16 protein-coding genes and 1 tRNA gene are annotated in these 18033 nt (G+C 56.7%); 7 read left to right on the top strand and 10 right to left on the bottom strand.

Going from position 1 to position 18033, the window contains the following annotated elements; translation table 11 throughout:
• Nucleotides 1–54 precede the first annotated feature (54 nt).
• Together rpmA and rplU are read right to left on the bottom strand one after the other, a co-directional pair.
• Nucleotides 55–324, bottom strand: a complete 270-nt coding sequence (gene rpmA / locus Q1K31_RS12065) for a 50S ribosomal protein L27 (protein ID WP_300379794.1) — start codon at nt 322–324, stop codon at nt 55–57.
• A 42-nt stretch (nt 325–366) separates the two neighbouring features.
• Nucleotides 367–1107, bottom strand: a complete 741-nt coding sequence (gene rplU / locus Q1K31_RS12060) for a 50S ribosomal protein L21 (protein WP_300379792.1) — start codon at nt 1105–1107, stop codon at nt 367–369.
• Between the two features lie 170 nt (nt 1108–1277).
• On the opposite strand from rplU, the gene Q1K31_RS12055 reads away from it, so the two are divergent.
• Nucleotides 1278–1368: transfer RNA gene (locus tag Q1K31_RS12055), tRNA-Ser, on the top strand.
• A gap of 160 nt (nt 1369–1528) precedes the next feature.
• Here the strand turns inward: Q1K31_RS12055 and folE are convergent.
• The 4 genes from folE to Q1K31_RS12035 all read right to left on the bottom strand — a co-directional run bounded on the left by folE (nt 1529) and on the right by Q1K31_RS12035 (nt 6380).
• Complete coding sequence (gene folE, locus Q1K31_RS12050; protein ID WP_300379790.1) at nt 1529–2224, bottom strand: GTP cyclohydrolase I; 696 nt, start codon at nt 2222–2224, stop codon at nt 1529–1531.
• 85 nt (nt 2225–2309) lie between these two features.
• Nucleotides 2310–3605 (bottom strand): N-succinylarginine dihydrolase, encoded by a 1296-nt coding sequence (locus Q1K31_RS12045; RefSeq protein WP_367187581.1) that lies wholly within the window; start codon nt 3603–3605, stop codon nt 2310–2312.
• Nucleotides 3592–4746 carry an FAD-binding oxidoreductase gene (locus Q1K31_RS12040; protein ID WP_300380374.1) on the bottom strand — a complete coding sequence of 385 codons (1155 nt, stop codon included), beginning with the start codon at nt 4744–4746 and terminating at the stop codon, nt 3592–3594. The genes Q1K31_RS12045 and Q1K31_RS12040 overlap by 14 nt, the downstream gene beginning before the upstream one ends.
• 41 nt (nt 4747–4787) lie before the next feature.
• Entirely contained in the window at nt 4788–6380 is a 1593-nt protein-coding gene (locus Q1K31_RS12035; RefSeq protein WP_300379784.1) for a serine hydrolase, read from the bottom strand.
• A gap of 115 nt (nt 6381–6495) precedes the next feature.
• Between Q1K31_RS12035 and Q1K31_RS12030 the strand changes: the two genes are divergently transcribed.
• Genes Q1K31_RS12030 through Q1K31_RS12015 form a run of 4 tightly spaced genes read left to right on the top strand, consistent with a single transcriptional unit; the run spans nt 6496 to nt 9971 of the window.
• On the top strand, nt 6496–8166 hold the full coding sequence (locus Q1K31_RS12030) for a serine hydrolase domain-containing protein (protein ID WP_367187580.1): 1671 nt from the start codon (nt 6496–6498) through the stop codon (nt 8164–8166).
• Nucleotides 8163–8621, top strand: coding sequence for a M55 family metallopeptidase (locus Q1K31_RS12025; RefSeq protein WP_300379781.1), 459 nt, complete (start codon nt 8163–8165; stop codon nt 8619–8621). Before Q1K31_RS12030 ends, Q1K31_RS12025 begins: the two co-directional genes overlap by 4 nt.
• Entirely contained in the window at nt 8515–8985 is a 471-nt protein-coding gene (locus Q1K31_RS12020; protein WP_367187582.1) for a M55 family metallopeptidase, read from the top strand. The genes Q1K31_RS12025 and Q1K31_RS12020 overlap by 107 nt, the downstream gene beginning before the upstream one ends.
• Nucleotides 8982–9971: a dipeptide epimerase gene (locus Q1K31_RS12015; protein WP_300379779.1), complete on the top strand. Its 990-nt coding sequence runs from the start codon at nt 8982–8984 to the stop codon at nt 9969–9971. The genes Q1K31_RS12020 and Q1K31_RS12015 overlap by 4 nt, the downstream gene beginning before the upstream one ends.
• A gap of 46 nt (nt 9972–10017) precedes the next feature.
• Here Q1K31_RS12015 and Q1K31_RS12010 read toward each other — a convergent pair whose 3' ends face one another.
• The 4 genes from Q1K31_RS12010 to Q1K31_RS11995 are packed head-to-tail and all read right to left on the bottom strand — an operon-like array spanning nt 10018 to nt 15233.
• Nucleotides 10018–11376, bottom strand: a complete 1359-nt coding sequence (locus Q1K31_RS12010) for an MFS transporter (RefSeq protein WP_300379777.1) — start codon at nt 11374–11376, stop codon at nt 10018–10020.
• A 7-nt stretch (nt 11377–11383) separates the two neighbouring features.
• Nucleotides 11384–12388, bottom strand: a complete 1005-nt coding sequence (locus Q1K31_RS12005; protein WP_300379774.1) for an enolase C-terminal domain-like protein — start codon at nt 12386–12388, stop codon at nt 11384–11386.
• Nucleotides 12385–13116, bottom strand: coding sequence for a cysteine hydrolase family protein (locus Q1K31_RS12000; protein ID WP_300379771.1), 732 nt, complete (start codon nt 13114–13116; stop codon nt 12385–12387). Before Q1K31_RS12000 ends, Q1K31_RS12005 begins: the two co-directional genes overlap by 4 nt.
• A gap of 11 nt (nt 13117–13127) precedes the next feature.
• Nucleotides 13128–15233: a TonB-dependent receptor gene (locus tag Q1K31_RS11995; RefSeq protein WP_300379768.1), complete on the bottom strand. Its 2106-nt coding sequence runs from the start codon at nt 15231–15233 to the stop codon at nt 13128–13130.
• 204 nt (nt 15234–15437) lie between these two features.
• On the opposite strand from Q1K31_RS11995, the gene Q1K31_RS11990 reads away from it, so the two are divergent.
• Entirely contained in the window at nt 15438–16229 is a 792-nt protein-coding gene (locus Q1K31_RS11990; RefSeq protein WP_300379766.1) for a helix-turn-helix transcriptional regulator, read from the top strand.
• A 934-nt stretch (nt 16230–17163) separates the two neighbouring features.
• Nucleotides 17164–17670, top strand: coding sequence for a hypothetical protein (locus Q1K31_RS11985; protein WP_300379763.1), 507 nt, complete (start codon nt 17164–17166; stop codon nt 17668–17670).
• Nucleotides 17671–18033: the final 363 nt, after the last annotated feature.

Genomic DNA, 18033 nt, shown 5'->3' with positions numbered 1-18033 from the left:
TGAACGATAATCGGTTTGATCTTCCGGCGGTCGAGGCCGGAGGACCTCGCCTGTCTATTCTGCAGCGTCAGCCGCTGGCACGACAGAAACATACTGCCGGTTGCCGCGCGAGCGCTTGAAGTCCACACGGCCTTCTTCAAGTGCGTACAGCGTGTGGTCCTTGCCCATGCCGACGCCTTTGCCTGCATAGGTCTTCGTGCCGCGCTGGCGGATAATGATGTTGCCCGGGACAACATGCTGGCCGCCGAACTTCTTCACACCGAGATATTTCGGGTTTGAGTCGCGGCCGTTACGGGATGAACCGCCTGATTTCTTATGTGCCATCGTGGCGCTCCTTCAACTCGTCTTGAAGCCTTATAACAGACTTCAGGCGTCCTTTGCCAGTTGCTTGGCCTGCTTGACCCATTCGTCACGCTCAATGCGTCCGCCGAGACCGGCTTCATCATCGAGTTCGGTGATCTGGGCCTTCTTGAGGTCGGCGATCTGCCAGAAGTGGAAGACACCTGCCTCGTTGAGCTTTTTCTCCATGGCGGGGCCGACGCCGGTGATCTTCTTGAGATCATCCTTCTTGCCTTCGGCTTTCGCCAGGCGGCCGCGCTCATCCGTCTTCGGCTTTGCGTCTGCCTTTGCAGCCGCTTCCTTCTTGGGAGCAGCCTCTTTCTTGGCAGCCGGAGCTTCAGCTTTCGCCTCGGCCTTCTTCGGTGCGGCCTTGGCTTCTTTCTTGGGAGCCTCTTCCTTGGCCTTTGGCGCTTCGGCCTTTTTCGGCGCAGCAGCCTTCTTCGCAGGGGCCTTTTCACCGTCCTTGAGGATGGACGTGATCGTCACGACCGTCTCAAGCTGGCGATGGCCTTTCTTGCGGCGATAGGTATTGCGCTGGCGCTTCTTCATGATGGTGACCTTGTCACCCTTGCGCTGCGTGGCGACTTCACCAACAACGCTTGCGCCTTTGACCAGCGGCGTACCGGCCGTGACAGTCTTGCCGTCGCCAAGCATCATCACGTCAAACGTGACGTCAGCACCAGCGTCGGCTGCGAGTTTTTCGACGACAATCTCATCGCCTTCGGCGACTTTATACTGTTTGCCACCCGTCTTGATGACCGCGAACATGGCCTCGTCCTTCCGGCAGGGTAAAATTCATAAACTAGGTGTCCGCACGCGCCCAGCGCCGGACATGAAGGCGCGGATAAACACTATCAAAGCCTGCATGTCAAACCCTGTCCTGCATGAGATGAAGGGCTTGCGCATACAGCCCCCGCACGCTATGTCCGCGCCCCGTAGGAGAGGTGCCGGAGTGGTCGAACGGGGCGGTCTCGAAAACCGTTGAGCGCTTTTCGCGTTCCGAGGGTTCGAATCCCTCCCTCTCCGCCACCGAGACCCAATTTCAGAGCCCAGATCTGGGACTTCCGCAAATCGCCCGCCACTGGCGGGCTTTTTCTTGGGCTGCGGTCTCTCCCCGCACGATTTTCCCTGCTCTTCCCGCAAAATTCGTCAGTCGTCTCTAACGACTCCTTGGCGGGTAAGTTCACTCTCATCGCAGACGTATGAGCGTGAGAAATTCGCGCCGGAGCGAGGCGTTTTCCAGAAACTCGCCGCGCATGACGCTGTTGATCATCTGGGTGTCGTCATCCTTCACACCCCGCCAGTGCATGCAGAAATGATCTGCCTCCATGACAACGGCGATGCCGTCCGGCACGATCATCGTTTCCAGCATGTCGGCAAGCTGGACGATCGCTTCTTCCTGGATCTGCGGACGAGACATGATCCAGTTGGTCAGCCGCGAGTATTTCGACAGCCCGATGAGGTTCGATTTCGCATTCGGCAGGATGCCGAGCCAGACGCGGCCAATGATCGGACAAAGGTGATGGCTGCAGGCACTCCGCACGGTTACAGGGCCGACGATCATCAGTTCGTTCAGGGATTCCGCATTCGGGAATTCCGTCGTCTCTGGCGGGTTCACGTACCGTCCGGCGAAGACTTCCGTCAGGTACATTTTCGCGACCCGGGGTGCCGTGTCACGCGTATTGTGATCGTATGTGCGGTCAATCACCAGGGCATCCAGAAGATGTTCCACCGCTTTCTCTGCTTCTGCGTGCAGAGCTTCCAGCTCTCCCGGCTCAATAAAATCGGCGATATTATCGTTTGCGAAATAGCGCTTTCCTGACGCTTCAAGCCGCTGCCGGATCCGTTTCGAAACCGGATTTCCGGGATGCTCAGTGTGAGACATGCGATGAACCTCCGATGCCATCTTTCTTCCCTATGGCTGTAGCGTCAGCCTGATGATTACAACTTCGAATGGACATTGTGGGCCGTCAAAGTTCGTCAGACGCGAAGTTCAGAGCATCAAGCAGCGATAATCGTGCGTGCCTACATTCTGCCCAGAGATCAGGACTGCTGAGATCAGTGGGTGAAATGCGTTCTGGCCATTGCGTTTCGATTATATGAGCAAGCAGGTCGCACTTGCGTTCATCAATAAGGAAGCGAGAATCAATTGCGGCTATGGCAGCTTCGCTAGCGGCCACGCGCAGCCTGAGACAGGCAGGGCCGCCACCATTTCTCATGGATTCACGCACCTCTACGACTTCCACATCTGAGACCGGATGGTCGCCGCCTGTATTGTCGCAAAGCCACTGCCAGACCGAGGGGCTCTCACGACATTCGCCGGGCACGACCAGGATCATCGCTCCATCCGGTAGCGTTACTAGCTTCGAGTTGAAAAGATAGGACTTTATCGCCTCATCGAGGCTGACCGCTGTGGTGGGAACTTCGAGAATGATCGTATCTCGCGCGCACTCGCGGATTTCGGCATATACTTCGTTCTGCTTCTCGAAGGCTTGTTCGTGGGTAAAGAGCACATTTTCGTTTGCGACGGCGACGACATCGTTGTGGAAAGCGCCCGCCGCGATCGCCGCAGAGCTTTGCTGCACATGGAGCTGCCGGAGATCTGCGAGACCGTGCCTCCTGGCGATTGCACGGCCTGCGGCATCGCTCTGACGCGCCGGGAATGCGTTATCACCCTGCAAGCCATAGACGAAAATCTCCAATGATGCCGCTCCATGGGAAGGGCCAACACGCATGAAATTTGCGGCCCCTTCATCACCAATATGACCGGGTAGCGGACCATGTACCGCAAAGTGTGCACTTTCAGAAAAGGCCAGTAGCAACTGACGCTCCGTCTGCGCGGGTTCGTTGCTGCGATGAAGCATGGTTGAGAGGTTCGCGACGGACAGGTGACACCGCCCATCAGACGTATCAGGCGAAGGAGAGACCGTTGCCGCGTTCGCAGTCCACATCGGTGAAGCCGAGAATGCGTTTACGAACAGGTGCTTTTCTTCGCGCCAGGCTCTGGCAAGAACATCCTCATCGTTCCCGGAAAACCCAAGCTTGCGAAGCCAGGCGACGTTTGGGCGATCATGTGGAAGTAAAATACCCTGAAGAAGACCGAGCTCGATCATCCGACGCATCTTTGCAACGCCCTGCAACGCAGCCTTGCGTGGATGAGAGACGTCCCCGGCATTGCTGGATGAAGCGATGTTGCCAAGCGAAAGGCCTGCATAATTATGACTGGGCCCTATGAGGCCATCGAAATTGACCTCACGCATTGCCACGTGCCTCCGGGGGCGCAACCTCAGTATTCTTGTCCGCCTGCTTCAGTCGTTCAACGCTGAGTGCGCTTTCTGTAACGCCGAGCTGTTCCAGGTCATCCGGCCAGGGTGCTCCGGTAATCAACGCCTCGGTTATGGCGCTCATCGCCGGGGCGGTTTGCAATCCATAGCCGCCCTGCCCCGCGAGCCAGAAAAAGCCGGCCGCATCGGGCGCGAAACCTGCGACCGGCACACGGTCACGCGTAAAGGTGCGCAATCCGGCCCATTTATGAGCGATACGGCGGACGGGTATGCTCGTGTATTCTTCAACCTTTGCCGCCGCCAGCGCAATGTCATAATCTTCGGGCTGAGCGTCTGTTGGGTCGCTTGGAACTTCGTCGACCGGACAGGCGAGCAGTCTGCCGGATTCCGGCAGCATGTAGAAGTCGTCGACAACTGTCTTGGTGAAGGGCCAGGACCTGGCATCGTGCTCGGGCGGGGCGTCAATCGAGATTATCGTCCGGCGCAGGGACTTAAGCTCCAATGGTTCGACACCAGCCATGCCTGCGACGTGATCACACCAGGCCCCCGCTGCATTGACGAGTACGGGTGCTGCGTAGCATTCGTTCCTGGTTGTCGTTATCACCCAGCTTCCGTCCTTACGTTCAATGCTGGCAACGCGGGCATTGGTGACCGATTTTCCACCTTCCTGACTGAGCGCCGCTCGGTAATCCTGCAGAAGTGCATCACTGTCGAGACGCCGGGCAGAATGGTCCATGATGCCTGCCAGCAGGCCTTCGTCTCCGCTTTTGAGGACGGGCACAATTTTACGCAGAGCGACCTCATCAATATGCTCGAGACTATCTGTAAATCGTCCCATTTCTCGCCGCAGTGCATCCATTTCCGTGAGCATGTCCGAGGTCGCAACAAACAGGGCTGGTGACAGATGGGAACGGGCGACCCCCTTCAAGGTTTTGCTCTCGAAGTGCCGCCTGGAAAATGCCGTCAGTCCGCGCACGGTCGAATTGCCTATACCGAAGTGATAATAGGTCGCGCTTCGTCCACTCGAGTGGTAACCAAAGGCGTCTTCCGCCTCGAGCATGATTGTTCGCCCATGTGGAGCAAGCCCGGCTGCGGCAGATGATCCGGCGATGCCACCTCCCACGACTAAAAAATCGGCGGTTATCAAAACAGCCTCCCTGACAGTTATGTATCGATGTTCTTGAAAAGCGTTTCACAGGTGCGAGGCGTGCTCACGGCAATTGCCTCCACGGCCCCATCATGACGAATAATCCGTGCCAGCTTCCCAGCCGGAAACAAAGGCGGCCAGAAACGCACAAGATTTTCTGTCAGGGCTTCTGCATCGTAACGGCTAAGTCCGGCGCTTCCCTCAATCTCCACAACCAGCCGGCCTGCTTTCACCTTCAGCTCCAGTTGTGCGTCGGCAGCCACTGAATGAAACCGTCCAGGCGTGAGCGCGACAATCCGTTCAGGATCAGGCGTGGACGGTTCCAGTCTTTCAGTCTGGAGCCAGCTCCTGCCATCAAAGTAATCCAGAGCACCCGAAACATCGTTTTGTCGAAACCGGATTTGCGATGCGCCTGCATCGGCCCAGAATGGCAAGGCGTCGGGATCGCCATGCCAGCTCTCGAGTGGAAAGGCACTATCTCCAAAAAAGCTCAAACCGAGCTGGCCGCCCAGGTCGCACAACGCAAACATAAACCCGCTTTCGGGCGCCCAGTAAGTCCCCAGAAGGTCTTCAAAGTCCTCGGTCAGTGGGGTATCGGATGTAGCCTCCAGCCGGTCTCCCAGAATGATCTCAAGTACATCGAAAGCGTACGTCATTGCAGATGCCGGACGATTGAAAAGGATGGCGACGTCAATGCCTTCATCTGGAAGCATTGCAAGAATGCTGTTGGCTCCGGGCATCCCACCAGCATGATGTACGAGGCGCACGCCACGCCAATCCTGTTCAATCACACCATAACGATAGTCAGAGGGCCCCACTGCGCGAGAAACGTTTGGCGCTAGCAAATTATCCAGCTGCACCGGCCCTGAAGACGTTCGGAGGAAGCTGGCCCAGCGAAGCAAATCGTCGACACTCGAGATAAGACCGCCATCCCCAAAGGCTCTTTCTGTCAGCTTTGGAGCGGGGCGCCATATGCTGGCATCCTGATCGAAGAGGTAAGCAGACGCCGCGCCAGAGGTTATTTCGTTCCATGGCGCGATGCATGAGGCGTACATGCCGGCCGGTCCAAAAAGATTTTGGGCGACAAACGGATCGAAGGGGATGCCTCTGGCCCGTTCTATAATAGCTGTCAGCAGCAGGTATCCGCCATTGCTGTAAGCGCTCCGCGTGCCAGGCTTGAAATTCAGGCTCTGCTGACGGCTCTGGATCATCCAGGGCGTGTCTGCACTTAAAGTGCGGTAAGCATTGAACATCCAGTGATCGAGATAGCATCTGACCCCGCCCTGATGGCGCATCAGTTGCTCAATCGTAACCTCTTCATGTTCGGAAGATAACTCGGGAAGCCATTTTCCAAGAGTGTCGTCGAGCGCGAGGCGGCCTTGAGCCTCGAGCAGCAGGACGGCCGCGGACGTGAACTGCTTGGCGATTGACCCGACCGGCATGGGCGTTGAAACTTGGTTCGCAACGCCCTGCTTCAGGTCAGCCATGCCAAAAGCCTGCCTATATACCGGTTGTCCATCAACACTGACAGCGACAGCGCATCCCGGCTCATCAGCGCAGTTAAACGCATCAAACAGCGCGTCGATTTTCCTGATCTTCTGTGTGTCCATCCTGAACCTCGAATTGGGCTACCTGTGTAGCCGCGGTCGCAAACGTCTTGGATAGCAAGGTTATGACATGGTGCGCGCGTCCCCTTTCCTTAGGGTATAGGCAGACCATCGAAGTGTGAGGCAAATTCTCTTGGTGACGATACCACAGCGACCAGAAACAAGGCAGGCAGAGGCCCTCGATCACCTGTTTTCGGGGTTCAATGACAGCAATGCGCCAGGAATGATCGTGGCTGTGAGATCGGGTCCGGAATTCATCTACCGACGTGGCTTCGGGCTGGCGAGCGTCCAGCATGGCCTCGCCAATACACCCCAGACCCGTATCCGTTTCGCCTCCATTACCAAGCAGTTCACGTGTCTTGCGCTGATGTTGCTCGCCGAAGAAAGCAAGGTCGATATTGACGCGCCAGTGTCGACTTACCTTCCCAGGTTTCGAGGCCCTGCTGGAGAGGCAACGCTCCGGCAATTCATGACCCATACAAGCGGGCTGCGGTGCACGCTGGAACTGGGAAGTATTGCCAATGGCTACGCGCCTCAGCCGCGGGACTGGCAAGAGCAAGCCCAGAGTCGGCAGAAAGGTCTCCAGTATGACCCCGGCGCGGAGCAGCTCTATTGCAACGGAACATTCGTTGCGATTTCCGATGTGATCGAAAAGATTTCCGGTGAAACATTTCCCGACTTTACCAGACGGCGCATTTTCGAGCCGCTGGCCATGTTCGACACAGATATCGTCGAGAATGACCACGAGATGGTGCCGGGCCTGGCATCAGCGCATGTCAGAAATGGAGAGCGCTGGGAACGGCCACCCGTCGATACGGAGATCCGCGGGGATGGCGGCATTGTAAGCACAGTCGACGACATGCTTCGCTGGCTTGCGCACCTGCGAGGCACAAAGAATGTTGGCACGGATACGACATGGGAGGAGCTTCTTGCGCCTGCCACACTCGCGAGCGGTTTCGAGACGACATATGCCATGGGCATCAAACCTCACTCCTATCGCGGTGTGGAAGTTTTCCAGCATTCTGGCGGTCTGTTCGGACTGAATGCCCAAATCATCAGCGTGCCGGAACATGAAACCGACATCGTAATTGCTGTGAATGGTGCTGCTGCGAGCGCGACGCAGCTTGCTTTCTCTGCCTTGGATAATTGTCTATCCGGCAAGTTCTCCGAAGCGGCGCGTAGGCGCGCAAGAACGGCCGATTTCGGTTATCTGCCCGGCCATCATTTCGCGCACTCCTCAGGGGTGTTGCTTTCATTCGGAGACGTGAACGGACTGCTAGGCCTGTCGCAAATGCACATGCTGCCTGCGCCCGTCCTCTACGAGGACGAACAGTCGGTCTTTGCCCTGTTCGAAGAGATAGGCTTCGGCCCACTGGTCTGGCTAAAGTCTGATCTCGCAAACTTTGAGAATGACCCCGACGCCGGTTTGCCTGTCACCATCGCGGGTAAAAAGCACCAGATGAACTTGCTGGAAAAACCAGCCCGTCCATGTACGGCCATCCTACAGGCAGCAGCGGGCGCGTATTTCAGTGAAGAACTTGATGCCACGGTTGCCATATCCGCCAGTGAAGACTGCCAGGTTGCGATCCAGGGCGATTATAGCGGCGTGCGCCGGTTTTCTGCCTTCGCTATCTCTGACCGCCATCTTGGACTCGTGTCCGAAGACGGCGCTGAACGTTACTCGATGGAAATTGACGTCGCCGCTGACGGCATAAGCTGGGGATTGTGGATAGACACCCACCGGGCTCGCCGGGTGCGGTTCGATAGAAGGGATGGTGACCGGACATGAAGATTTACATCAGCGCAGATATCGAAGGTGTTGCTGGCATTGCATCCGCGAGTGAAGCCAATATGGCGATGCCCGGAGACTACGCGCCTTTTCGCCAGCAGATGGCCGCCGAAGTCATGGCGGCAAGTCGTGGAGCGTTTACGGCTGGCGCGACTGAAATCCTGACAAAGGATGCCCATGGGTCCGGTCGAAATCTCGTCCTGTCTGATTTCCAGGTACCTGAGGGCAAGTCTTTCGAGCTTATTCGCGGCTGGAGCGGTCATCCGCTGGGAATGGTTCAGGAAATTGATGAGAGCTTTTCCGGAGCTGTTTTTATAGGGTTCCACTGCGCGGCCGGCCAGGCCGGTAATCCGCTCGCCCCACACAATAAATGGCCGGCTGTTTGCCGGGATCGAACTCAATGGCGAAACCGCATCCGAACTGCGCCTTTATGCCCTCGCCGCTGCAACAGTTGATGTCCCGGTCATTGCCGTAACCGGCGACAGCACAGTGTGCGCTGAAGCTGAGAAACTGATCCCAGGTGTCATGACAGTGCACACACTGAGTGGGCATGGGCCATCCGTCAGGTCCATCGCACCATCTTCGTCTGTTCAACTCATTGAAGAAGCTGTTTGCCGGGCAGTCGCCAGCGACAGGCCACTTCCGCTTGCCCTGCCGGACCATTTCAAGCTCAACGTGGAGTTTCGGCATGGGGCCGAGGCTTATGCCCGGTCATTCTATCCCGGCGCGAAACTAATATCTGATACCGAGGTGGAACTGGAGAGCGACGATTACCTCGCCATTCTCACCTTTCTCCGGTTTGCGTCGAAATACTCATGAGCGAGTTAAAGCTTATAGCTCGCGCTGAGGCGTGGGACTTGAAGGCGCCCGTTCGGATTGCACGGCAAACCTATTATGCCATGGAAGTTATCGTAGCCGAGTTATCTGACCAGAATGGCGTAACAGGGCGGGGTGAGGCGGCCGGGCTGCCGTATGAAGGCGAAACAATAGAGGGCATGCTGCAGCAATTGCGCGAAATGACGCCTTTGCTCGGCCAGACCATCAAGCCAGCTGATCTGCTTCGTTTGATGCCGCGGGGGGGCGCTCGAAATGCGCTCGACTGCGCTTTGTGGGATTTACGCTGCAAACAAGCAGGGCGGCGCATCTGGGCGCTTTTCGGCGAAGACGATATGCAGCCTCGTCAAACCGCACTGACCTTCGGCATCATGGAAAGCGACGCAATATATAACGCTGTCGATGCAGTCCGGCACATGCCGATCATCAAGCTCAAAGTCGACCGGGAGCACCACTTGGCAAATGTGGAGGCGGCGCGCGAGGCTCACCCGGCCGCGCGAATTCTCATTGATGCGAATGGCTCATGGGACCGCGACCTGCTGGACGCCCTGGCCGGGCCGCTTCACAAGCTTGGCGTGGAACTTATCGAGCAGCCTGTTCCTGTAGGTGAGGATGGCACGCTGGAAGGCTATGCTGGTCCTGTTCGGCTTGCCGCAGATGAATCCTGCACCGACAGCTCTTCGCTGACAGGCCTTCGCGGCTTGTATGACTTCGTCAACATCAAGCTGGACAAGACCGGCGGGCTGACAGAAGCCTTGTCTCTCGCCGGTCTGGCCAGGCAGGCAGGTTTTGGCCTGATGGCCGGCAATATGGGCGGCACATCGCTCGCAATGGCGCCACACTTCGTTATCGGTCAGAAATGCACATATGTGGATCTGGACGCGCCGCTGCTCTGCCAGCAGGATCGTGAGCATGCGCTCATCTACGAGGGGCCGATGGTCCAGCCCCCCTCCCGTCAGCTTTGGGGGTAAAGCCTTATCTGTACCGGAGCCATCGCGGGGTACCGGAACTTGGCAACTACTGGATACCTGAGCTTCCAGCTGGCTCTGGCGCCCCCGCCATTGCCGTTCTGCGCTTGCGACGGACCAGGTTAAGGGTCAGCCCGGCATAGAGGACACAGTTGACCAGATAGATTGCGACGCAAACAGTGGCAACGCCCATACCGAGGCCATCGCCAGGGGCCTGAGTATACAGCAGTGCGACCGATGCCACGATCGTTGGGGCCGCCGCACGCGACAGGTTTTCCAGCGCGTGGGCAAGGCCAGTCCCGGCCCCCCGGGTATCGGCGGACAGCAATGACTGGATTGCGACGTAGGCCACTGTCATGGCCATTACTGAAATAACCCCGCTGACCAGTAGGGCGCCCACCAGGATGTAGGCGCTGGGCTGAGCAAACGCCGCAATCAGCGGAGCGCATAGCGCACAAGCAATACCGCAAGTTACAAGACTGGCGATGAGGCCATACCGTTTATGCAGACGGTCATCGAGGAAGCCCGCAAGCAGAGGGCCTGCTATACCCGCAGTCATGACGATGAGTGCGAAAGTGAAGCCAACCTGTTCGGCACTGTAATCATACTGCCTCTTCAACACGGCCGGCAACCAACCAAGCGTGGCGGTGTCTGCCAGCCCAAGCAATGCTGCACTGACCACAAGAGCGCCGATGATCCAGATCGGGTAGGAGCGCGTAGCTGCCGTTTTGCCGTTTGCCGGCCCTTCGGCCTGTCCGCGTCGTGCGTCTTTCAGCAGAGCCAGAAAAGGAAGGGGCACTACAGCCAACAAGGCGAGCACAAGCAGGCCCGTTCTCCAGGGAGCCAGGCCCGGAACCATTGGCAGCCACGAAAAAACGTTTTCTTCGGCGCCTTGCAGGACCATTCCCGCAATCGCGGCGCTTGTGGCTGGCCCGATGTTCAGGACGACGAAGAGCGCGCCAATCGCCCTTGCTCTCTGGTGAGCAGGAAACGCGTCATTGATCCACGTCATTGTCAGCGGAAACTTTATCCCCACTGCAGCAGCCACGAGCATCCTGGCGGCTGCCATCTGTTCATAACTGGGAGCCAGCGCAGTCCAGATGCCGCCCACCGTCCAGGCAACTATGGCAATCATCAGCAGGTTCCGACGGGAGAGGCGGTCGGATAGCCAGCCTCCCGCCACGCTCATCAATGTGATCGGGATCGCGAAAAACACCCCTATCAGGAGGCTGAACTTCACATCGTCAATCGCATACGTCTCACTGATCTCGTTGGCGACCTGCGCAAACGGCAATGTGACGAGGTTCAAGGTAATGCTGACCAGCGCCACCACCAGCAGGACTGATATGCCATATCGAAGGCTCGTCCGTGCTATCTCTGGGTTACTGTTCTCGTTGTCGTGTCCCATTACCATCCTATCCCCAGAGACTGGACTTGGGCGGAAGCAGCTGATCACTATCAATTTTCATGGCCGGATCGCGATCCTGCTTGAGGAAGCCAAGCTCGAGGTCCACCACCTCCAGCCCCTGCGCGAGGAGAGAGGCAGGTGCGACAGCGAGCGATGTGCCGCTCATCATGCCAACCATCACGCCCATACCGAGACGTTCAGCTTCTTTCCGAAGCGCCGAGGCTTCGGTAAGCCCCCCCGTCTTGTCGAGTTTGATGTTGATGTACTGGAAGTAGGGCTGGATTCGCGGAAGAGACGCGCGATCCAGACAACTCTCATCGGCGCAATACAGCATGTCGTTCACCGGGGCCAGCATGTGTTCGTCCATTTCAGGAAGCATGGGTTGCTCGATGATGCGGACATTGCACCGGCGGGCAACAGGTAGCATCGACGTCAACATTTCGGGCGACCAACCCGTATTGACGTCTATTAGGAGGGGCACACCGGGCATGGCATGAGAGACGGCTTCCATGCGGTCTGCATCCAGCCCGTCCGACGCGCCGAGCTTGACCTTGATCATCGAGACTGGCCCGAAGGATCTGGCGATCGTTTCCATTTTTTCCGGGGTGTCGATTCCGATCGTGGGGATGACGGTCAGCGGAGACCATTCAGTATCGGCGAAATGACTGGCCCTTTTGCCTTCGCGTTTGCACGCCAGGTCCCAGAGCGCACAGTCAATGGCATTACGGATTGGCGAACGTGGCAACTCCTGGATCAATCGCTCCCGATCGATACGGCGCGTTGCCCATTGCGGCTCCAGCCATTTGTCCGGCTCAAGACCTGCAGATTTGAGCATTCCCAGGCTAGCCTGCTCATCCCACTCATGGGGTTCACATTCGCCTACGCCTTCATAGCCCTCGGAGTCGCGCACACGGATTGTTACAACAAGGCTCTCCACGAAGGTGTATCGCGCAATTGAGAATGGCTCTTTGAGGGGCCAGCGCTCCATGGTGGCGTAAACTGAAAGAGTCATGAGCGACGACCTGCGACGACACCTGACCGTCTGTAGTCCGCTGACGAAGATCCAAGTTTGGAAAAACCATCCAGAACGGCATCTGTCGACGCGACCACACCGAATATTCCATCCTCTACAGTTACCATGTGCACCCCCGCATCATGCGCATATTGGTCGCCACTCGCGCATGCGTCTTCAACCAGCATGCACTGATACTTGCGGTCGACGGCTTCGCGTAGAGTTGTGTGAACACATACATCCGTCGTCACACCGCAAAAGATAAGATTGGTGATGGACTGCGACCTCAGGATCATTTCCAGATCGGTCTGGTAAAATGCCCCGTTTGCGGTCTTGTCGACGATTATGTCTGATGGATGAGGGGCAAGCTCGGGAAGTATCTGATGGCCCGGCGTACCCCGGCTGAGCGAAGTCTGGGAAGCATCGTCGAGTTGAATACCTGCACGGGACGCTCGCCATTTGTCGTATGGTGAGGCATCAGCCGCGTCAGCACGAAACCCTTGCCGGGTCCAGATGACCTTGCACCCTGTATCGCGCGCACCTTTGACCAGCCGTGAAACGGTGCCGATGACTGTCTGCATTGGCGATGTGTCATAGCCCTTGCCTGCAAGATATCCATCGGAGGCGAAGAACCCTTTCTGCATGTCAATCACCAGAATGGCTGTAGTCGCCGGATCCAGATTGTCGTCATAGGGCCAGTCGAATGGCCGGGCGGAAATTGAAACCATTATCGACCTCCTTAGAACCGGAAGCCGATACGGGCCTCGATCGTGCGAGGCGCGGCATAGTATTCCGTGTCGGCAAAGCCCTCGTAGAAGAAGCGTTGTGTCAGGTACTGCTCGTCCGTGAGATTCCTGCCGATCAGGGCGAGGTAGTACTGCTCGCCGGGAAAGTCATATCGCAGATTCGCATTGACGAGTGTGATTGCATCCCGTCGTTCCCGTTGCAGATCCGTGAACTGGGGGAAGGTTATGGATGACTGATGGTTCGCCTCTACCCGCGCTGTGAGTGTACCTTGGCCAAAAGCCTGGGTTTCGTACTGCGCGCCAAGGGTATAGCTGACTTCCGGCGTCAACGGCGTAGGTTGCCCCTGGAGCTCCGTCAGCGTGACCGGAGAGATGAAATTCTCAAGCTCCGAGTCGATGTATGCCCCGCTCAGGTCAACGGACAGGTCAGGCGTGACCTGGAATAGTGACGATAGCTCAACCCCTGCAATCTTGGCCTTTGTCGCGTTGGTGACGCGAATATCGATGCCATTATCGGTGAAGAGCGCTGTCCTGAGCTGGAGGTCGGTATAGTCGTAATAGAACCCGGCGAGGTCGAGTTCGACCCGGCCATTGGCCAGCCGGTTCTTCGAACCGATTTCATAGGCCCAGATTTTCTCCGGATCGAAGGTGTCACCCTCGAAACCAATGTTCACACCACCGCTCTTGAAACCTCTTGTCACGCTCGCATAGAGATGTCCGCCATCATATGGGCGATACTCCAGGAGCAGCTTGGGAGCGAAACCTTCGTCATCGGTCGAAGCGCTGGTGGGAATAGGCTCTGGCAGAAAAAGGGGAGCGGCGAAGACACCATTGCCGGTTTGCTCGGCAGATGTGTAGCGTCCGCCAACTGTTGCGGAGAGTTTTGACGTCAGGGGCACTGTCAATTCGCCGAATGCAGCGACAGTTTCACTGTCGATGCTTTGCGAGACATCCGTAAAAATAAAGGGTGTCGGGTCAGGGAAATCCGCATCGGTTTCAATGCCCCGGCCACGATTGCTTTCGCTTGCATAATACAGACCGGCCGTCCAGCTCAGGCCACCCGGCTCTTCGCCGAGGATCTGGAGCTCCTGCGAAAAAAACTCGGTCTGAAAATCCGTTGTGGCAAAAGCAATGAAGCCACCTGAACCGTCGACATCTTCACGCTTGTTGAACTCGTACTCGCCATATCCGGTAATCGACTTCAGGGTCATATTGCCAACATCCCAGGTCAGCGTTCCCGAGAGCAGCAAACCCTCCTTGTATGAGTCAGGTGCCGTGTCGACGTTGATTTCGCCCGGTGATCTGCGCTGAGCCTCCGGCACACTGGCGAATACGGGCGACGCAGGATTGTTGGAGCCACCGTAACCGAGTGTTCCATCGTCCTCCGAATACTGGACCGTGAAGTCCGCACTCAGGGACTCTGACAGGTCGTACTGGCCTCTCAGGCGTGCGCCGGCATAGCCACGGCTGTCAATTTCACCGCCCGCCGGATTGAGGTTCTCAGTATAGCCCTCATCATCGGCGAACGCGCCACTGACCCGAATTCCACCGCGGTCTCCAAGCGGGATTGAAGCACCCGCCTGCGCGGTTACGAGGTCGAAGCTTCCATATCCGAGCCAGCCGTCAGCGCTGAACTCAGACCCCGGTTCTTCTGTGACCAGGTTGATGACACCGCCAGTAGCGTTGCGGCCGTACAGGGTCCCCTGTGGCCCTTTCAGGACCTCTACACGTGCAAGATCGAACAATTCGGTTAGCGCGAACTGTGTGTTGGGAATATAAACGCCATCAATATGCACAGCGACAGAAGGGGCTCCGGAAGCGATATTGGTTCCGACACCCCGCAGTGAGACCCGCGTACTTTCTCCGCCGACCGCGATGTTGAGGCCCGGAGTTTGATATTGAAGTGTCTCAAGCGAGGTGACACCGAGCTCCTCAAGCGAGTCCCCGGAGAACACGTCCAGACTCGTCGGCACTTCACTGACCTGCTCAGCTCGCCGGCGAGCAGTGACAAAAATGGTGTCCAGCTTGTTTGCCTCTGCACGTTCCGGCTCGGAGGGAGGCTCCGTTGCTTCCTGGGCCAGTGCATGCTGCCCGCTCAATGCTACCGTTGCCAGCAACAAAGCGCGCAACCTAACTTGACTAGCTTTCATCGCTTCGTTTTTCATGCGTCTTACCCCGCTATGGATCACCTGCTGCTTGTCTAGCGAGGAAAAGACATCAGACCGGGCTTGCATATGTCATAAACATGACAGGCCGGGTTTGAGCACACGGAGGGCATTCCATGGACACATCGAGACTTCACCTTGAGCGTTGACATCCAATCCTTTGGTCAATCGATGGAGTCGATTGCCCGGCTGATCTCTTCTGCAGAGAATGAACAGGACTACAAGAGCCTTCAGACCGAGCTTGGCAGGCTCTGCCCATTCGACAACCTGATCGTCTACGCCTTCGATGGCACAACGCCGCCTGAACTGCTTGGCTCAAACCTCCAAGAAAAAAGACTGCGGGAGCAAATGCAGGACTTCACTGATGGTCTGTTCCTGCTTGATCCATTTGTCATCGAAGCCCAGAAATCAATATCGGGAGTACTCCGGCTTCAGGATATCATGCCTGATGACTTCTTTGAGAGCGAGTTCTACCGCTACCACTACATTCATACGGATGTTCGCGACGAAGTTCGCTTCATCGTACCGATAAGCCACGCAAGGGTCGTTCACGTATTTGTAGAACGCGAGATGAAGTCGCCAGCCTTTTCCGATCAGGAATTCGGGCTTCTCAGGAGCTTTTGGCCGATCATCGACCTGTTCGTTCGCCACAGGATAAGACGGCTCGACAGGATGCAACGTGACGACGGCAGGACCCGCGTGCCGATTGATCTGCGCACGCGGATTGAAGCGATGGGCAACCTGACCGACCGCGAATGCCAGGTTGTCGAGCTCCTGCTGCGGGGGCATGCAACCAAGTCGATCGCGTACAGGCTATCGATCGAGGTAGGCACGGTCACGAACCACAAGCGTCACATTTACGCCAAGCTCGGTATCCATTCGCAAGCTCATCTGTTCGAGAGGTTTTTGCGAAGCATAGGTTCTATCTGAGGCGAATTCCGGAGAAAAACTCTCCAAAATCATGGGCTCCGATTTTACACTTGACGAAAGTCCGGGCATGTGGTTGCAAATGCAACTAATTGAGGCGCCGATTTGAGACCCAGCTTGCGGGCGCATTATAAATACAGCTAAAGCGGTTGCCGTTGACCGGCCGCTTACCCGCAAGCCATGCGATCAAGGATCGGCTCCAGAACAGGAGCTTTTCGTGATGCGGCAAACACGTTCAGATTTGGATCAGACTGATTTCGAACTCCCTGGACTTAAGCGGCGAAAGCTGGTGGAGTTTCAAACCCATGACTGGACGACAGCCAGACGGCTTGTCGACCAACTCTCAGATTGCTGCTCTGTTGTTGTAAGCCTTAATATCTCGGCTATCGAAAACTCATATCGGGTTAAAGCTGTACTCGAGGAAATCCATGATTCCAGGCTACATGGGGTTTTGAGTGATCGCTCCCTGTTCCATTCGCTTTGCACGGAAACTCTTTTTTACCGCGAAAGTGAAAGGGACTAAAGAATTATCAGAGGAACCGCGCGCATATCCATCAGACCTATCTTGGCGGTGTTGAGGGCGGGGCTCGCAATCCGTTGGCGCTCGCCCTAGACCGGATTGCCAAGGCGATGCGCGTCGATGTCGAAGACTTGGAGCGCGAATGCCGGTAGCGCAGGCGCTGGGTCGGCCGCCTGCATACGTGTGGTGTACGGGCAGCAGATCGGCGCGTTCGTATTTGGCCCTCACCCGTCCAGGCGTTCAGAACAGGTCGTCTTCTGGTCGGAACATGCATGCGAGCGTCACCGCAATATAGTGGCTCTGGAGGACGGACATGCATCCTGAGCAATATTATTAGGGCAACCGGCCTATGTCCAAGCCGCCCCGGCGGCTGCTAACCTATTCGACAGACAATGGATTGAGCTGAAGGAATTCAAGATGAAAATCCGATACTTAGCCGTCGCTTTGATGGCCGCGTCGACAATCGTGACTGCATCGGCCGAAGAAGCTGGAGAGGTCACCCTGGAGATCGATGAAACGACCTATGCCTTTCCACTTTGGAAGAGCCAAAGCGACTGGTCGGGGTCCGAAAGCTACACAAGCGTCAACATTTTCGCCCGGCCGGGTGACAAACAAACCAAGGCAAAATTCCAAACATTTACGCTTGGGTTCGAAACCATGGGGAGCAACCTGAACTCGGGTGAAATCACATTGACCCGACTTGTCGACGGCGATCGGCAAAAACTGTACGCTGGCACAGATGAAGATGAAGGCGGAATCGACCTGGTCTTGGAGAGCAAGTCCGTGGATGGAGATGAGCTCAAGATCGCTGGAACTTTCACCACCCAGATGGGGACGAGCAAAAACTACGGGCGAGATGTCGACCTGAGTAACCCGGTTGAAGTAAGCGGGCGTTTTGACGTCACGCTCGGGCCGGTCGAATAAGGACTTTGTTTGTTCCCACACTGCCGTTTTGATGGTCACCAATGGCTCAAACGCCCATGGAATCTCCTGCTGTATCCTCAGGAGGGCATTGTCAGCGGAACCTAACGATTGAGCGGGTATGTCAGGTTCGCTAGCGTTCCTCATGGCCCAAAATCCATTTCGCTTTACCAAAAACGTCAGCTGAGATCGTCCAGCTTGCGCGGGTGACGTATGTGCACTTCCCCGCTCTCGCTTCGGAAAGTCGAAGTCCTTCCCGAGCGCGGAATCTGTATCTGTCATCAAAGCATGCCTCTTGACTCTCGGGCACAAGAACAAAATAAGAACATTATGGATATTGCATCGCTCAAGGCGAAAGGACTGGTC

This window comes from Henriciella sp., from assembly GCF_029936995.1.
In the GTDB taxonomy this organism is placed as follows: domain Bacteria; phylum Pseudomonadota; class Alphaproteobacteria; order Caulobacterales; family Hyphomonadaceae; genus Henriciella.
This window is presented reverse-complemented; position numbering and strand designations above follow the sequence as displayed.

What these genes read in the sequence shown, in the direction of transcription:
- Q1K31_RS12005 (WP_300379774.1), bottom strand. Translation starts at nt 12,388, where the DNA reads ATGACTCTTTCAGTTTACGCCACCATGGAGCGCTGGCCCCTCAAAGAG.
- Q1K31_RS12010 (WP_300379777.1), bottom strand. Translation starts at nt 11,376, where the DNA reads ATGGGACACGACAACGAGAACAGTAACCCAGAGATAGCACGGACGAGC.
- rpmA (WP_300379794.1), bottom strand. Translation starts at nt 324, where the DNA reads ATGGCACATAAGAAATCAGGCGGTTCATCCCGTAACGGCCGCGACTCA.
- rplU (WP_300379792.1), bottom strand. Translation starts at nt 1,107, where the DNA reads ATGTTCGCGGTCATCAAGACGGGTGGCAAACAGTATAAAGTCGCCGAA.
- Q1K31_RS11985 (WP_300379763.1), top strand. Translation starts at nt 17,164, where the DNA reads ATGAAAATCCGATACTTAGCCGTCGCTTTGATGGCCGCGTCGACAATC.
- Q1K31_RS12025 (WP_300379781.1), top strand. Translation starts at nt 8,163, where the DNA reads ATGAAGATTTACATCAGCGCAGATATCGAAGGTGTTGCTGGCATTGCA.
- Q1K31_RS12000 (WP_300379771.1), bottom strand. Translation starts at nt 13,116, where the DNA reads ATGGTTTCAATTTCCGCCCGGCCATTCGACTGGCCCTATGACGACAAT.
- Q1K31_RS12015 (WP_300379779.1), top strand. Translation starts at nt 8,982, where the DNA reads ATGAGCGAGTTAAAGCTTATAGCTCGCGCTGAGGCGTGGGACTTGAAG.
- folE (WP_300379790.1), bottom strand. Translation starts at nt 2,224, where the DNA reads ATGTCTCACACTGAGCATCCCGGAAATCCGGTTTCGAAACGGATCCGG.
- Q1K31_RS12035 (WP_300379784.1), bottom strand. Translation starts at nt 6,380, where the DNA reads ATGGACACACAGAAGATCAGGAAAATCGACGCGCTGTTTGATGCGTTT.